At 67.9% G+C, this 14661-nt stretch carries 16 protein-coding genes; 10 read left to right on the forward strand and 6 right to left on the reverse strand.

All coding sequences use genetic code 11. The annotated features are described in order from the left end of the window. Nucleotides 1-75 precede the first annotated feature (75 nt). A complete protein-coding gene (locus JL11_RS04065; protein WP_082382581.1) occupies nucleotides 76-2217 on the forward strand; it encodes a hybrid sensor histidine kinase/response regulator in 2142 nt (713 codons plus the stop codon). Between the two features lie 168 nt (nucleotides 2218-2385). Further along, entirely contained in the window at nucleotides 2386-3435 is a 1050-nt protein-coding gene (locus JL11_RS04070) for a ribonucleotide-diphosphate reductase subunit beta (RefSeq protein WP_054764531.1), read from the forward strand. 6 nt (nucleotides 3436-3441) lie between these two features. On the opposite strand, the gene JL11_RS04075 is transcribed toward JL11_RS04070, so the two are convergent. After that, nucleotides 3442-3936, reverse strand: coding sequence for a hypothetical protein (locus tag JL11_RS04075; RefSeq protein WP_054766805.1), 495 nt, complete (start codon nucleotides 3934-3936; stop codon nucleotides 3442-3444). 150 nt (nucleotides 3937-4086) lie between these two features. Here JL11_RS04075 and JL11_RS04080 point away from each other — a divergent pair, with 150 nt between their 5' ends. Beyond that, complete coding sequence (locus JL11_RS04080) at nucleotides 4087-4350, forward strand: hypothetical protein (protein ID WP_007390203.1); 264 nt, start codon at nucleotides 4087-4089, stop codon at nucleotides 4348-4350. 3 nt (nucleotides 4351-4353) lie between these two features. Here JL11_RS04080 and JL11_RS04085 read toward each other — a convergent pair whose 3' ends face one another. Continuing rightward, complete coding sequence (locus JL11_RS04085; RefSeq protein WP_054764532.1) at nucleotides 4354-5826, reverse strand: sensor histidine kinase; 1473 nt, start codon at nucleotides 5824-5826, stop codon at nucleotides 4354-4356. Continuing rightward, the gene (locus JL11_RS04090; protein ID WP_054764533.1) at nucleotides 5823-6584 is read right to left on the reverse strand and encodes a TVP38/TMEM64 family protein; all 762 of its coding nucleotides are present in this window, start codon (nucleotides 6582-6584) and stop codon (nucleotides 5823-5825) included. Before JL11_RS04090 ends, JL11_RS04085 begins: the two co-directional genes overlap by 4 nt. 126 nt (nucleotides 6585-6710) lie before the next feature. Here JL11_RS04090 and rpmH point away from each other — a divergent pair, with 126 nt between their 5' ends. From rpmH to yihA, 4 genes are read left to right on the forward strand one after another with little or no spacing between them, the layout of a single operon-like run. After that, nucleotides 6711-6845, forward strand: a complete 135-nt coding sequence (gene rpmH, locus JL11_RS04095) for a 50S ribosomal protein L34 (protein WP_003164000.1) — start codon at nucleotides 6711-6713, stop codon at nucleotides 6843-6845. A 30-nt stretch (nucleotides 6846-6875) separates the two neighbouring features. Then, complete coding sequence (gene rnpA / locus JL11_RS04100) at nucleotides 6876-7292, forward strand: ribonuclease P protein component (RefSeq protein WP_054764534.1); 417 nt, start codon at nucleotides 6876-6878, stop codon at nucleotides 7290-7292. Then, nucleotides 7289-9088 carry a membrane protein insertase YidC gene (gene yidC, locus JL11_RS04105; protein ID WP_054764535.1) on the forward strand — a complete coding sequence of 600 codons (1800 nt, stop codon included), beginning with the start codon at nucleotides 7289-7291 and terminating at the stop codon, nucleotides 9086-9088. The genes rnpA and yidC overlap by 4 nt, the downstream gene beginning before the upstream one ends. Next, nucleotides 9085-9738 (forward strand): ribosome biogenesis GTP-binding protein YihA/YsxC, encoded by a 654-nt coding sequence (gene yihA, locus JL11_RS04110; RefSeq protein WP_054764536.1) that lies wholly within the window; start codon nucleotides 9085-9087, stop codon nucleotides 9736-9738. Before yidC ends, yihA begins: the two co-directional genes overlap by 4 nt. A gap of 9 nt (nucleotides 9739-9747) precedes the next feature. Here the strand turns inward: yihA and hemW are convergent, their stop codons facing one another. Then, on the reverse strand, nucleotides 9748-10920 hold the full coding sequence (gene hemW, locus JL11_RS04115; RefSeq protein ID WP_054764537.1) for a radical SAM family heme chaperone HemW: 1173 nt from the start codon (nucleotides 10918-10920) through the stop codon (nucleotides 9748-9750). Further along, entirely contained in the window at nucleotides 10913-11530 is a 618-nt protein-coding gene (gene rdgB, locus JL11_RS04120; RefSeq protein WP_054764538.1) for an RdgB/HAM1 family non-canonical purine NTP pyrophosphatase, read from the reverse strand. The genes hemW and rdgB overlap by 8 nt, the downstream gene beginning before the upstream one ends. Before the next feature lie 463 nt (nucleotides 11531-11993). On the opposite strand from rdgB, the gene JL11_RS04125 reads away from it, so the two are divergent. Genes JL11_RS04125 through JL11_RS04135 form a run of 3 tightly spaced genes read left to right on the forward strand, consistent with a single transcriptional unit; the run spans nucleotide 11994 to nucleotide 13476 of the window. After that, on the forward strand, nucleotides 11994-12605 hold the full coding sequence (locus tag JL11_RS04125) for a DUF2975 domain-containing protein (protein WP_054764539.1): 612 nt from the start codon (nucleotides 11994-11996) through the stop codon (nucleotides 12603-12605). A gap of 23 nt (nucleotides 12606-12628) precedes the next feature. Then, nucleotides 12629-12868, forward strand: coding sequence for a helix-turn-helix domain-containing protein (locus JL11_RS04130; protein WP_054764540.1), 240 nt, complete (start codon nucleotides 12629-12631; stop codon nucleotides 12866-12868). Then, nucleotides 12865-13476 (forward strand): Smr/MutS family protein, encoded by a 612-nt coding sequence (locus JL11_RS04135; protein ID WP_054764541.1) that lies wholly within the window; start codon nucleotides 12865-12867, stop codon nucleotides 13474-13476. Before JL11_RS04130 ends, JL11_RS04135 begins: the two co-directional genes overlap by 4 nt. A gap of 394 nt (nucleotides 13477-13870) precedes the next feature. Here JL11_RS04135 and JL11_RS04140 read toward each other — a convergent pair whose 3' ends face one another. After that, nucleotides 13871-14512 (reverse strand): TetR/AcrR family transcriptional regulator, encoded by a 642-nt coding sequence (locus JL11_RS04140; protein ID WP_054764542.1) that lies wholly within the window; start codon nucleotides 14510-14512, stop codon nucleotides 13871-13873. Between the last annotated feature and the right edge of the window lie 149 nt (nucleotides 14513-14661).

The raw sequence follows: 14661 nt of genomic DNA on the forward strand, positions 1-14661 counted from the left end.
CCTGCGCCCCTTCTCCGCAATTCTACCTAGGCGTCGCAAAACCGTATTCTTAGGATATTCATTCACGGGTGAAGCATGGTCGGTCTGACGACATCCATGCGGCGCGGGCGCTGGCGGTTCTTCCGCCATGACGCCGGACAGGAGGCGGGTCCCCCGCCCTCCGTCTATCTGCTTTTGTTCGTCGCCTCCCAGCTTCTGGGGCTGTGGAGCGTGGCCGCGCTGGACGCCAAGGTGATGTGGCCGGCTAATGCGGTGTTGCTGGCCGCCGTCCTGCAGTTGTCGCGTTACAAGGCCCTGGGGGTTCTGGTCGGGTGCGCCCTGATCAATCTGGTCAGCAATGTCATACGCGGCGACGCCGCCGTGATCGCGGTCACCAACGTCGCCTTCAACATGACCCAGGTGATCGTCGCCACCCTGCTGATCCGTCGCTTCTGCGGCGCCGCCCTGGACATGCGTCGTCCGAAACGGCTGCTGCGGTTCGCCCTGATCGCTGCGGCGCCCTCCGTCGCCTTCACCACCCTCCTGGCCGGCCTTGTCGCCGTCGTCGTCAGCGGACCGCCGTTGGAAAGCCTAGGCTTTCGGATGCGGCACCTCTTCGACATGGAATTGCTGGCGATGATGATCGTCACGCCGACCCTGTTGCTGGTGGCGCGCAGTCACCGCTTCCGCTCCGACGCCCAGGCCCGACCCGCTGAATTCGTGCTCCTGATGGTTCTTGTGACCGCCGCCGTGGTCTGGGCCTTCGGCCAGAACCAGGCGCCGATCCTGTTCATGATCCTGCCGCCTCTGATCCTGCTGGCCTTCCGACTGTCTCCGCCCTGGACCGCAGGGGCGGTTCTGTGGGTTACGGTCATCGCCGTGGGCGCCACCGTGACGGGTCACGGCCCCGTCACCCTGACGCGCCTTCAGCCTGACCCGGTTCTGGACACGGTCCCGACCGTCATGCGGCAGATGAGCGTCCTGCATCTGTTTCTTCTGACTCTGGTCGTCACCGCCCTGCCGATCACCACATTATCGACCGAGCGGCGGCGGCTGATGACGCGATTGGGCGTGCGCACCGAGGCCGCCCTAGCCGCCGTCAAACGGGCCGAGACGGCCGATCAGGCCAAGTCCCGCTTCCTGGCCATGATGAGCCATGAGATGCGCACGCCTCTGACCGGCGTCACCGGCTATGCCGACCTTCTGGCCCGACGTCCTGGGCTGGACGACGAGGGGCGCCGTCAGGTCGAGGCGATCAAACAGTGCGGCGAGGCCATGCTGCGCCTGATTGAGGATCTGCTGGAGGTGTCCCATGGCGGGGCCGAGGTGGCGCTGAAACCGACCGACATCCCCGCCTTGATCGAAGAGGCGGTCGCGCCGTCGCGGGAGTGGGCGAATGTTCGCGGCCTGGACTTCACCGTCAGCATCGCCCCCGAGGCCCAGGGCGCGGTCTGGACCGACGGCCGGCGTCTGCGCCAGATTCTGCACCATCTCAGCGCCAACGCCGTGAAATTCACCGGCCTGGGCGGCGTGCGGGTCGTGGCGGACCGACGGGGCGATCATCTCCGCGTGCAAATTCACGACACCGGCTGCGGCATGACGGATGAGGTGCTCTGCGGCGTCTTCTCCCTGTTCCAGCAGGCGGACGCCACCACCAGCCGGGCGCATCAGGGCGCGGGAGTGGGTCTGGCCCTGGCTAAGAGCCATGTGGACCGACTGGGCGGAACCATTTCGGTGGTGAGCGCGCCCGGCATGGGAACGACCTTCACCGTCGAAATCCCAGCCGAGCCGGTCGAAATCGTTCAGAGCGACGCCCCCCAGCCGTTGGAGGCGCGGCGCATGCGGATCCTCGTCGTGGACGACCATCCCCTGAACCGCAATCTGATGCGGGTCATGCTGGAGGCGGCCGACTGCGACACGGCCGAGGCGTGTGACGGCGCCGAGGCGGTGGAGGCCGTCGCGGCCGGCGCCTTCGACCTAGTCCTGATGGACGTCCGCATGCCGGTCATGGACGGGATCGCCGCCACCCGCGCCATCCGCAGTCTGATTGGACCGGCCGCCGACGTCGCCGTCCTGGCCGTCACCGCCGAGGCCATGCCCGAAGACGCCGCCCGCTGCCTGGCCGCCGGCATGGACGGTCATCTGGCCAAGCCCATCACCCAGGCGGCCCTCTATGCGGCGATCGACGCCGCCCTGGCTGCGGCGTCTGACCGTCGGGACGACGCCCAGGCCGCCTGAGGCGGGGCGCCCATCCCCAGGGCCGTCCCCAGCTTCTTAACCGCCGCACACAAGATGTAGCGGTAGGACAAAATGTGATCGCAACATAGATGATTTCCGACTTGGCGCCGGGCGCGCCGAGTCGCATGGTGCAGGCCTCTCCGGAATCGCTCTCTCAGGTCCAGTTCGATGAACGCCATCACCCCGATCATCCGCCCCGACCGCGCCGGTCTTCTGACGCCCTCCGTGGCCTACAAGCCCTTCCGCTATCCGTGGGCCTTCGACATGTGGAAGAAGCAGCAGCAGGTCCACTGGATGCCCGAAGAGGTGCCGCTGGGCGAGGACGTCAAGGACTGGGCCTCGACCCTGAACGACAATGAACGCAATCTGCTGACCCAGATCTTCCGCTTCTTCACCCAGGCGGACATTGAGGTTCAGGACAACTACATGGAACGCTACGGCCGGGTGTTCAAACCGACCGAGGTGAAGATGATGCTGGCCGCCTTCGGCAATATGGAGACCATCCATATTGCGGCCTACGCCCTGCTGCTCGAGACCATCGGCATGCCCGAAAGCGAGTTCGGCGCCTTCATGGAATATGAGGCCATGCGGGACAAGCACGACTATATGGGCCAGTTCGGCGTGGATTCGGACGCCGACATCTGCCGGACCCTGGCCATGTTCGGCGGCTTCTCCGAAGGGGTTCAGCTGTTCGCGTCGTTTGCGATGCTGATGAACTTCCCGCGCATGAACAAGATGAAGGGGATGGGCCAGATCGTTTCCTGGTCGGTTCGCGACGAGAGCCTGCACTGCGAGGGCATCATCAAGCTGTATCACGCCTTCAACAAGGAGACGGGCGCCGTCACCCAGGCCGTGGCCGACGACATCGTCGACTGCTGCAAGACGGTGGTGAAGATGGAGGACAAGTTCATCGACCTGGCCTTCGAAATGGGCGCGGTCGAGGGCATGACCCCCGACGACATCAAACAGTACATTCGCTTCATCGCCGACTGGCGCCTGCGTCAGCTGAAGCTGCCTGAGGTCTATGGGGTCAAGGAAAACCCGCTGCCCTGGCTGCAGGCCCTGCTGTCGGGCGTCGAGCACGCCAACTTCTTCGAGGCCCGCGCCACCGAATATTCGAAGGCGGCGACGCAAGGCAGCTGGCACGGCGCCGACGGCGTCTGGACCGAGTTCGACCGGATGATGGCCCGGCGCGACATGAGCCTGGTCGCCGGCTGATCCGGTTCAGGGCTGCGGCCTTACCCAGGCGGGTCGGGCCGTGCAGGCCTCGCGGAAGCCCGACTGGCACAGCCGCACCTGTTCGCGCCAGGCGGCATAGTCGCGGTCGTACTGCTCCTGGGCCGCCCGCGTCGCCTCGGCGGCCGCCCGCGCCTCCTCCTCGATCCGCCGGATCTCGATCTGGCGCCGGGCCACGGCGGCGTCATACTCCAGCCGAGCGGCCTCGTCGGCCTTGTCGGCCAGGGCGTTCTGGGCGGCGATCTCGGCGTTCAGGGCGCGCGTCGTGCGCAGCTCCTCCTCGGTCTGTTTGGAGTCGTCGGCCCGGTGATAGGCCTCGCCCCGCGCCCGCTCGAGCGCCTCGCGCGCCTTGGGGTCGTTGGGATCGGGCAGGACGCGCTGATCGCCATAGGGGTCCGACGCCTGCTGGGCGGCTGCCGAAAGGGGCGCCGCGACGGCCGTCGCCGCCAGCAAGGCGGACATCAGGGACGTGCGAATGGTCATGGACATCTCCCGGTTCAGACCCTCGCGGCCAACCTTGGCCGTAAAGGGCGGTTGCGGCAACAACGTCGTCGCGACGAAAAGGTGGCGCCCGGCCGCGCTTCGCGTCATGGTTCCGCTTCCTGAAGCCGCACCCCCGCCGAGTCGCCGCCCATGATCCTGAGCACTTCGTCCGGAGACTTCCCGATCCCCGCCGATGTGGCGCGTCAGCTGCCCAATGTCCCGGCCCTGCCGGACCCGGCCGCCCCCAACGCCCGGCTGCAGATCGAGGACTTCCGCCACTGGCTGGACGCCTCGCCCGAACACGCCATCAGCTATGAACGCCTGCGTCGCTGGCACCTGGTGCAGGAAGAGCTGGCGGCCCAGGCCAAGGCCGCCGACCGACCCTTCGTCGTCACCGACGACGGGCTGGAATAGCTGTCAGGCCGGCAGGCGCAGTTCGAACACCGCCCCGCCGCCGTCGCCGGGAACCAGTCTCAGATCGCCGCCGTGCAGGGCCGCCAGTTCGCGCGATATGGTCAGGCCCAGGCCCGATCCGTCCGAACTCTTGGAGCTGACGAAGGGTTCGAACAGCCGTTCGGCCAGGCGCGGCGGAATGCCCGGCCCGTCGTCGGCGATGCGGATCACGCAGACCCCGTCCTGCCCGAAGGCGCTGACCGTGACGGCGCCCTTGCCGCGCCGCTCGGGGGAGCGGCCCGGATCGGCCTCTATGGCCTGACGGGCGTTGCGCATCAGATTGACCAGGATGCGGTACAGCTGATCCGGATCGGCCTCGACCGCGAACCGGGCGGGCACCTGTTTGATCAGCCGCACCCCGTCGGGCTCCAGGCCGGCGTCCTCCGCCGCCAGGGTCAGGGCCTTGGTCAGGACCACGCGGGTCTTCTGGGGCGCGGGTTCCTCGCTGCGGCCGTATTCCAGCACATTGCGCGACAGGCTTGCGGCCCGGCTCAGCGCCCGCTCCAGCCGGGGCAAGGCCTTGGCCACCTGGGGGTCGGCCGAGGTCGCCAGACGTTCGGACGCCATCTGGGCCGAGGTCAGCATGTTGCGCAGGTCGTGGTTGATCTTGGCCACCGCCTCGCCCAGCGCCACCAGCCGGGCGCGGGAGCGCAGGGACTGGCGCACCTCCTCCTGCATCCGGGCCAGTTCGCGCTCGACCCGGCCGATCTCGTCGTGGCGGTCCGACGGCGGCTCGGCCGCGCTCTCGGGATCGGCGGCGAACCGCTCCATCGACCGGGTGACGCGCTGGAGCGGCCGCAGCACCAGAAGCGCCAGCCCCCCATAGAGCAGGGCGCCCGCCGTCAGGGACACCAGCAGGCTGACCAGCAGACTGTTCAGAAGGAAGGCCTTCAGCTCCAGTTTCAACGGCTGGGCCGGGGTGACGATCTCGATGAAGTCGCCCGAGCGATAGCGGGGCTTGGCCTGGACCCGCAGCGAACGGTCCGGATGGCCGAACAGGGTGCGCCAGGGGTCGGTCAGCCGCGCCCAGCTGTTCTGCTGACGCAGGTCGATCAGCTCGGGCGCGCGCGGCAGGTTGGGCGCCTGGAGCAGCAGCCGCCGCACCCCCTGTTCGGTCAGGGCCACGGCCTGGACCCCGCCGATCCGCATCAGCTCGGCGGCCGTGTCGTCCTCGACCGCGCTGTAGGGCAGGGCCTCCACCCCGACCGAGGCCAGTTCGGCGGCCTGGAGCCGGTCGCGCAGCCAGCGCTCGTGGAAGGCGGCCAGGTTCGGCCCCATGATCAGGGCCTCCACCGCCAGGGTGAAGGCGAAGGTCAGCAGCAGCAGCCGGGCCGACAGGCCGTCGGGCGCCCGGGGCCGCAGCCGTTCGCGCCAGGTCTCCGCCGTCTGGGGCGACAGCTTCAGCGCCGTCGCGAGCCGATCGAACAGGGGGATCATGCCGGGGCCGCCCCTCCCTGGCTTCGGGCGCGTCGGGCGCGGATCATCTGGACCAGTTTGATGCCGATCGGCAGCAGCAGGGACAGGAAGGCCACCCCCATCAGCGGCCAGAAGAACTGGCGCAGCAGCATGGGCAGGTCCGGCTGCACCCCGGCCCGCAGCAGGTCGCCCAGCTGCGATCCGATCCAGGTGTAGATGAAGGTGGACGGCAACAGGCCGATGAAGGTCGCGACCACATAGGGGCGCAGCGGCACCGCCATCATCCCCGCGGTGGCGTTGACCAGGACGAAGGGGACGCTGGGGATGACGCGCAGGGTGAACAGGGTGGTGAAGGCGTTGCGGTCGATCCCCTTGGCCAGCCGGTCCATGAAGCCGGCGTCCGCTTCGAACTTGGCGCGCAGCCAGGTTCCGATCGAGGTGCGATAGACCATATAGATCACGACCGAGCCGAGGGTCGCTCCGCTGGCCTGGGCCAGGGCGCCGACATAGGGGCCGAACATCATCCCGCCCAGCAGGGTCAGAAAGACCGGCCCCGGAATGGTGGAGGCGGTGGCGACGGCGTAGACGGCGATGAAGGCGACCAGGGCGGTCCACCAATGGGCCTGGGCGTAGGCCTGCAGGTTCAGCCCATGCTCGCGGATCAGGTCCATCGACAGATAGCGATTCCAGCCCAGGGCGAAGAAGGCGGCCACCAGGCCGGCGATGACCGCCAGCGGGGTCAACCGCAGGGCCCAGTCCTTCGCCGTTCGTTTCGCCATACGCGCTTCAATCCCGAATTGCCGGTCGAGCGTTGACTCGCGCGACCATGCGACTTATACGCCCGCCCTTCCTGCGGCGGACGCCTTTCGCCCCGTCGCCCAACCTTTTAACGTCAGGAGCCGACCGTGAAGCGGACCTATCAGCCGTCGCGACTCGTGCGCAAGCGCCGTCACGGCTTCCGCAGCCGGATGGCCACCAAGAACGGCCAGAAGATCGTTGCGCGCCGTCGCGCCAAGGGCCGCAAGCGCCTGACGGCGTAAGCGGCTCTCGCGTCCGAAAGCCAAGGACGCATGAGCGACCCTTTACAGATCAAGCGTCTGTTGCGGCGGCCCCAGTTCCTGGCGGCCGCCAAAGGCGTTTCCGAGGCGCGCGGCGGGGTGGTGATCCAGAGGCTGGATCGCGGCGACGGTTCGCCGCACGTCGGCCTGGGCTTCACCGCCACGCGCAAGATCGGCGGGGCGGTGGTCAGGAACCGCGCCAAACGCCGCCTGCGCGAGGCCGCGCGGGCCATGCTGCCCCAATATGGCGTGCCCGGTAGCGACTATGTCTTCATCGCCCGCATGGGCACCACCGAGCGGGCGTGGGACCGTCTGCTTGACGATGTGAAATCGACGCTTACAAGGCTGGCGACACCGAGAAACGATCGGGGGGCCGACCGGCCTTCGCCCGCCCCCGCCCCCTCCGGCCAGGACCGCCCGAATCCATGAAAAACGAGAACTCGCGCAACACGATCCTCTTCATCGTGTGCTCGGCCCTGATCCTGGGGGTCTATTGGTTCGCCGTGCTGCGGCCCCAGGCCGAGCGCCGCGCCGTCCAGCAGCAGGCCCAGGCCGAACAGTCTCAGACGGCCAGGAACGCCGCTCGCACGGCGCTGAGCCCCCAGGGGCCGGTCTTCGTCACCGATCGCCGCCAGGCGCTGAGCACCGCCGCGCGCGTGCCGATCCAGTCCGGCACCCTGAAGGGCTCGCTGTCGCTCCAGGGCGGTCGGATCGACGACCTGTTCCTGACCGACTACAAGGAGGTCCAGGACAAGCCTGAGCCGGTCGAACTGTTCCGCCCCCAGGGGATGCAGAACGCCTATTTCGCCCAGTTCGGCTGGACCGGCCCCAATGTGGCCGGCGGCGTGCCTGGTCCCAACACCGTCTGGCGCCTGACGGCCGGTTCGACCTTGACCCCCACCTCGCCGATCACCCTGACCTGGGACAATGGGCAGGGTCTGCGCTTCACCCGCGTGGTCTCGGTCGATGACCGCTACGTCTTCTCGATCAAGGACACGGTCCAGAACCTGGGAACCCAGGCCATCACCATCGCCCCCTACGGCAGCGTCCAGCGCCAGGGCGTCCCGCCCCTGGCCGGTTCGTCCCACATCGTCCACGAAGGCGCCATCGGCGCCTTCGGCAAGCCGGGCGAGTACCGGACCGAGCAGAAGAAGTACAAGGACTGGCTGAAGGAGCCGCGGATCGAGAACGCCTCGATCGGCGGCTGGCTGGGCATCACCGACAAATACTGGCTGGCGGCCCTGCTGCCGCAGCAGGACGAGGCGGTCGAAACCGAATTCCGGGTCCGCGAGGTTCCGGGCGGCCAGCCGCAGCTGGAAGCCAACGTCCTGGGCGCGACCCGCACCATCCAGCCCGGCGGAACCGCCACCGAGACCCAGCGCCTGTTCGCCGGCGTCAAGCGGGCCGAGGTGCTGAAGACCTATGAGACCAACCTCAACCTGCCGCGCTTCGTCTATGCGATCGACTGGGGCATGTTCTGGTTCCTGACGCGCCCGATCTTCTGGATCCTGGAGAATGTCTACGGCCTGGTCGGCAGCTTCGGCGTCGCCATCCTGGCCCTGACCGTCATCGTCAAACTGGTGATGTTCCCCCTGGCCAACAACGCCTACGCCTCGATGTCCAAGATGCGGAACCTCCAGCCCAAGATGGAGGAGATCAAGAAGAAGTTCAAAGACGATCCGCAGAAGCAGCAGCAGGAGACCATGGCCCTGTACCAGAAGGAGAAGATCAATCCGGTCGCCGGCTGTCTTCCGCTTCTGCTCCAGATCCCGGTCTTCTACGCCCTGTACAAGGTGCTGACGGTCACCATCGAAATGCGCCACCAGCCGTTCCTGGGCTTCATCCACGACCTGTCGGCGCGCGATCCCTCGGTGGTGTGGAACCTGTTCGGCGTGATCCCCTGGGATCCGGCGACCCTGCCGCTCCTGGGCGGGCTGCTGGTCGGGCCTCTGGGCATCGGTCTGCTGGCGGTCGCCTACGGCCTGACCATGTGGCTGCAGACGGCGATGAACCCGCCGGCGGCCGATCCGGTCCAGCGCCAGATCTTCCAGTTCATGCCCCTGGTCTTCACCTTCATCATGGCGCCCTTTGCGGCGGGCTTGCTGGTCTATTGGGCCTGGTCGAACATCCTGACCATCCTGCAGCAGTACGTCATCATGCACCGCTACAAGGCCGAGAATCCGATCGACGACTTCATCGCCCGTTTCAAGAAAAAGCCCGCGTGATCGAGGAAACCGAGTTCAGCCCCGAAGAGATCGAGGCCGCACGGATTCTGTTCGCGCGGCCGGCGACCTTCGTCATGGGGGCGGCCAAGATCGAGCAACTGCCCGATCCCGACCTGCCGGAGATCGCCTTTGCGGGCCGCTCCAACGTCGGCAAGTCCAGCCTGATCAACGGCCTGGTCGGCATGCACAAGCTCGCCAGAGCCTCCAACGAGCCGGGCCGCACGCGCGAGGTCAACTTCTTTGATCTGGACGGCCGGCTGCGCCTGGTCGACCTGCCCGGCTACGGCTGGGCCAAGGCGTCCAAGACCACGGTCAAGAAGTTCCAGGACCTGGGCCGCGACTATCTGCGCGGCCGGGTGACGCTGAAACGGGTCTATCTGCTGATCGACAGCCGCCACGGCCTGAAGTCGGTGGATACGGAGGCGCTGGACGCCCTGGATCTCGCCGCCGTCTCCTATCAGATCGTCCTGACCAAGGCCGACAAGCTGAAGAAGGGCGAGGGCGAACGGATGCAGGAGGCCACGCTGAAGGCCATTTCCAAACGCCCCGCCGCCTTCCCCGTGGTGGCCCTGACCTCCTCCGAAAAGGGGCTGGGCCTGCCTGAGCTGCGGGCCGAGATCATGCGCACCACCGGCGCGACCCTGGACTGAGGCGCGGCGTCAGGTCAGCAGGGCCTTCAGCACTCCGTCCAGAACCGGCCGTCCGCGCGGCGTGGCGACCAGCCGCCCGCCCGTGACCGTCAGAAAGCCGTCGGCGATCAGGTCCGCGGTCGGTTCCGCCTCGGGCGACAGGCCCAGGTCCCCCAATACGCCGACCGGCGCCCCCTCCACCGTCCTCAACCCCAGCAGCAGCCGCTCCTCCGCCGCCCCGGCGGCGTCCAGCCGTTCGACCTCGGCCCAGGGGGCGCCCGCCTGCACCCCTGCCGCATAGTCGCCGATGCGGCGATGGGCGACGGTTGCGGTGCGAACGCCGTCCAGGGTCAGTCGCCCATGCGCCCCCGGCCCCAGGCCCAGATAGTCCCCGCCGCGCCAGACATGCAGATTATGGGCCGACCGGGCCGCCACGCCCCGCGCATGGTTGGACACCTCATAGGCGTCGAAACCGGCGGCCTCGAGCACCGCCTGGGTGGTCTCGTACAGGGCCGCGGCCTGGTCCTCGTCCGGCGGGACCAGGGTTCCGCGCGCCAGGGCCCGGCCGAAGGCCGTCGTCGGCTCGAGCGTCAGCTGATAGGGCGAGACGTGTTCGAACCCCATGTCCAGCGCCGCGCCCAGCTCCGTCGCCCAGTCGTCGGGCGTCTGGCCCGGCCGGGCGTAGATCAGGTCGATGGACAGCCGGTCGAAGGCGCGTCCGGCCAGGGCGACCGCGCGCCGCGCCTCGGCCGCCGAATGGTCGCGCCCCAGGAACCGCAGGGCGGCGTCGTCCAGGGCCTGCACCCCCATGGACAGCCGATTGATCCCGGCCTGGGCCAGGGCGTCGAACCGGGCCGCCTCCGCATCGGTCGGATTGGCCTCCAGCGAAATCTCGATCGGTCCTGACGGCGGGAACAGGTCGCGGGCCTGGTCGATGATCCGCGCCACCGCCTCGGGCGCCATCAGCGACGGCGTGCCCCCGCCGAAGAAGACCGAGGCCAGCCGGCGCGGCCCGGTCAGGGCGCGCTGGGCCCGCAGATCGGCCAGGATCGCCTCGACCAGCCGCCCCTGTTCCTCGACCCGCCCCCGGTCGCGCACCACGTTGAAGTCGCAATAGGGGCAGATGCGCGCACAATAGGGCCAGTGGACATAGAGGCCGATGTCGGTTCCCGGATCGACCCAGGTCTGGGCGGGATCAGTCAATCAGGGCGGCTCTCAGCTTGGCGAAGGCGCGGGTGCGGTGGCTGATCGCCTCCTTGGCCTCAGGCTCCATCTCCCCGAAGGTCAGGCCGCTTGCGTCATCAGGCGCCTCATCCGGAATGAAGATCGGATCATAGCCGAAGCCCCGGTCGCCGCGCGGCGGAAAGCTCAACCGCCCCCGCACCACTCCCTCGACCACCACGCTGGGCCCGTCAGGCCAGGCCACCGCCAGGGCCGAGGTGAACCAGGCGCTCATGTCCGCAGCCTGGATCTCCTCCAGCCTTTCCTCGACCTTCTTCATCGCCACGGCGAAATCCTTGCCCGGCCCGGCCCAGCGGGCGGAATAGATCCCCGGCGCCCCGTCCAGGGCCGCGACCGACAGGCCCGAATCGTCGGCCAAGGCGACCTCGCCCGACCGATCGGCCGCCTGCCGCGCCTTCAGCAGGGCGTTGCCGGCGAAGGTGGTCTCTGTCTCCTCGGGTTCAGGCAGATTCAGCTGCCCCGCCGTGAGGATCGTGTAATCTTCGCCCAGCAGGGCGGCGATCTCGGGAACCTTGCCCGGATTGTGGGTGGCGAGGACGATCCGCATCCCCTTGAAAAGCTTGAGACTCATTGCCGATCACAGTCCTGAAACAGTCTATTGCCAAAGTTTAATATCGTTAAACGATATGTAACGTGATTTTCCGCAGGACACGGCCTATCTATTGATCGTCAGGAACGAGGCCGCAACGTTCAAGACGCCGGAAAAAGCCGGCATGATCATGCGGGAAAAACACGAACCGGGCGATGATCGCCCAACAGGAAAAACGGAGACACATTATGCATACGATGAACCTCTCGCTGCTGCTGGACAAGGTCGGCGCCGCCTTCGTCAACACGGTTCTGATCGCCGCCCTGCCGACCGCCCTGGTCGCCATCCTGGTCCAAGCCTTCTGATCGTCCTCAAGTCCAGTCCTTATCGATCACGAGAGCTTTGACGACCTTGACGAAGATCGCGATGTATAGGGCTGCGTGCGGGTTCGCCGGACCCCGCGCAGCCGCCGCGTCCCTCCTTCCGGCCTGAGCACCGATCGACCATGCGCCTGCCCCTGCCCCATCTGCTGAAGCGAGGCGAGGGGCGCACGCCGCAGCTGTGGGCCCCGATCACCGCCCCGTTTCGCGCCCTGGGACCGGGTTCGGTCTCCAGCGTGCTGAAGGTGGCCCTGGACGTGGCCTATGTCCTGCTCTGGCTGGTCACCGGCCTTCTTCTTCTGCTGCTGATCGCGGCCGTCTTCATCCCGCTGGACAATGTGAACATCACCGTCAGCGGCGAGACCGGCGGCCGCCAACTGCCCCTGACCCGGCTGCTTCTGCTGTTCGGCCTGGGGGCGGCCACCGCCTATTTCGGCGGCTTCATGCTGATTCTGCGCAGCCTGCGCCTCATCTTCCGTACTCTGATCATGGGCGACCCCTTTCATCCGGCCAATGTGCGCCGCCTGCGTCAGATCGGCCTGATCCTGGCCCTGGTCACCGGCGGGGTCTGGCTGGCCCAGGGCTTCGTCGCCGCCCGCCTGGCGCCCGGCGTCATGGACCCGCAAGGGCTGGGCGAACTGCTGACCCCGGTGTTTTCCGTCCTGATCGTCTTCGTCCTTGCGGAGGTCTTTCGCGAGGGCGCGCGCCTGCGCCGCGAATCCGAACTGACGATCTGAACCGTTTTCGCTAGGATTTCCCCATGGCCATCCGCGTCCAGCTTGATCGCGTCCTCGTCGAACGCCGCATGTCGCTGACCGAGCTGGCCGACCGGGTCGGGGTCACGGTGGCCAATCTGTCGGTCCTGAAGACGGGCAAGGCGCGGGCGGTGCGGTTTTCGACCCTGGACGCCCTGTGCCGTGAACTGAACTGCCAGCCGGGCGATCTCCTGGTCCATGAACCCGGCCCCGCCGACCCGATCGAGGACGACGAAGCGGCATGAGGCGCAAGGGTTCCGGCCGGGACGAGAACGGCCTGACGCCCGAGGACCGTCGCATCTGGAACCGCATCACCGGCACGGTCTCGCCGCCCCGAACGCGCAAGGCCGCGCGGGTCACGCCCGGCGCCGAGGCGCCGGCCCATCTGATCGCCCCGACCCCGGACCGCCCTCTGTCGCGCGCGGAAAAGCCCCCGGCCAAGACCTCTCCGGCGCGGTTCGCCCGCACCGAGCCCACGTCCGAGCCCCGCCTCCCGGTTCGCCCCGCGCCCTCTCGCCTCCGGCCCGCGCCCGAGGATCTGGAGCCCCGCCGCAAACAGCGGCTGTCGCGCGAGCGCGATCCGATCGAGGCCCGGATCGACCTGCACGGCTTCGGCCGGTTCGAGGCCGAGGACCAGCTTCGGGCCTTTCTGACCGGCTGCCAGGCGCGGGGCCTGCGGGCGGTCCTGGTCATCACCGGCCAGGGGCGGCTGGGCGGCGGGGTCATCCGCGCCTCCTTCGCCGAATGGATGCAGTCGCCGGCCCTGCGCGGCGTGGTCTCGGGCTTCACCTCGGCCCATCGGCGCCACGGCGGCGACGGCGCCTTCTACGTCACCCTGAAACGCCGCGGCTGAGGGTCGATCCTCGCAAGTTCAAAGACAAGGTCCTGGCTTTTCAAGGGACAGGCTCTCACGGGCGGCCTCGACCCGGCGCTCCTCGAAACCGTGTTAGGCTTGCGGGCCGGTCTTTGACATTGTGCGGCTCTGGACGTCTCTCCACCTCCCGCCCGCCGGACGCCGATCGGACTGTCCGATACGATGCGCCCAAAATCCACTTTTAGAACAAAGGGCGTCGGACACATCGGACAGTCTTTTTCGATGTCCGAAACCGCGATCACGGCGTCGGACCGATGGGACTCATCGGACTGTTTTTCTCGGTCCGATGCGAGGCCCGGCCCCAGACGGACGAAGGCCCGCCGGCGACGGGCGCGGGCGGGCCTGAAGGGCGCTCTGAAAAGGGAAAGGCGGCCTATTTGGCCGACAGGGCCCCGGCCAGGATAACGTCGATCTGCTTGCCCATATGGTCCGACAGGGCGGCTGCGTCCCATTCGTCATAGGCGGCGCGGCGATAGTTGGACAGATAGGCGTCCCAGATCAGCTCGACCAACAGGCGCAGATCGGCGTCCTGGCGCAGCTCGCCCTTGGCGACCGCCTCTTGAAGAATATCGCCGATGGTCAGCAGCAGCTTCTTGGTCGCGGCCCGGGCGCGCATCTCGGCCGCCAGGGGCTGGAACCAGGATCGGGCGACGATGGCCTGGAACAGGGGCAGATGCTCCAGCGACGAATGATAGCCGGCGCTCAGCGCGCCCAGCAGACGCTGGCGGACCGGCTCGCCCTCGGGCGCCCCGGCCTCGACCACCTCGGCCAGGCGCGACATGTCCTCGGTCAGGACCGCCTCGAACAGCTCGGCCTTGTCCTGGAAGTTGGCGAAGACCGCGCCGGTCGACATGCCCGCGCCCTTGGCGATGTCGCGGATGGTGGCGGGTTCATAGCCCCGCTCAGCGAACAGGGAGCGGGCGGCGTCCAAAACCTTCTGGCGGGTCCGCACCTTGGCCGCCTGACGACGGTTCAGGCGGGGCGCAGCTTCGGTCGATAGGGCGGATTCGGTCATGAAATCAGGTTGAACTCTACGCAATTTCGGATGCGCCTAGGCGGTCCGAGTTGACTTTGGGTGAAGCGCCTTGAGCTGACGGGAGAGGCGTTGCGGCCCGGACCTCGTCATCGGCGCGATACTGAGGGACGGCTTGCATCACGGAACCA

Source organism: Brevundimonas sp. DS20, from assembly GCF_001310255.1.
In the GTDB taxonomy this organism is placed as follows: domain Bacteria; phylum Pseudomonadota; class Alphaproteobacteria; order Caulobacterales; family Caulobacteraceae; genus Brevundimonas; species Brevundimonas aurantiaca.

What these genes read in the sequence shown, in the direction of transcription:
- JL11_RS04065 (WP_082382581.1), top strand. Translation starts at nt 76, where the DNA reads ATGGTCGGTCTGACGACATCCATGCGGCGCGGGCGCTGGCGGTTCTTC.
- JL11_RS04070 (WP_054764531.1), top strand. Translation starts at nt 2,386, where the DNA reads ATGAACGCCATCACCCCGATCATCCGCCCCGACCGCGCCGGTCTTCTG.
- JL11_RS04075 (WP_054766805.1), bottom strand. Translation starts at nt 3,936, where the DNA reads ATGACCATTCGCACGTCCCTGATGTCCGCCTTGCTGGCGGCGACGGCC.
- JL11_RS04080 (WP_007390203.1), top strand. Translation starts at nt 4,087, where the DNA reads ATGATCCTGAGCACTTCGTCCGGAGACTTCCCGATCCCCGCCGATGTG.
- JL11_RS04085 (WP_054764532.1), bottom strand. Translation starts at nt 5,826, where the DNA reads ATGATCCCCCTGTTCGATCGGCTCGCGACGGCGCTGAAGCTGTCGCCC.
- JL11_RS04090 (WP_054764533.1), bottom strand. Translation starts at nt 6,584, where the DNA reads ATGGCGAAACGAACGGCGAAGGACTGGGCCCTGCGGTTGACCCCGCTG.
- rnpA (WP_054764534.1), top strand. Translation starts at nt 6,876, where the DNA reads ATGAGCGACCCTTTACAGATCAAGCGTCTGTTGCGGCGGCCCCAGTTC.
- yidC (WP_054764535.1), top strand. Translation starts at nt 7,289, where the DNA reads ATGAAAAACGAGAACTCGCGCAACACGATCCTCTTCATCGTGTGCTCG.
- rdgB (WP_054764538.1), bottom strand. Translation starts at nt 11,530, where the DNA reads ATGAGTCTCAAGCTTTTCAAGGGGATGCGGATCGTCCTCGCCACCCAC.
- JL11_RS04125 (WP_054764539.1), top strand. Translation starts at nt 11,994, where the DNA reads ATGCGCCTGCCCCTGCCCCATCTGCTGAAGCGAGGCGAGGGGCGCACG.
- JL11_RS04130 (WP_054764540.1), top strand. Translation starts at nt 12,629, where the DNA reads ATGGCCATCCGCGTCCAGCTTGATCGCGTCCTCGTCGAACGCCGCATG.
- JL11_RS04135 (WP_054764541.1), top strand. Translation starts at nt 12,865, where the DNA reads ATGAGGCGCAAGGGTTCCGGCCGGGACGAGAACGGCCTGACGCCCGAG.
- JL11_RS04140 (WP_054764542.1), bottom strand. Translation starts at nt 14,512, where the DNA reads ATGACCGAATCCGCCCTATCGACCGAAGCTGCGCCCCGCCTGAACCGT.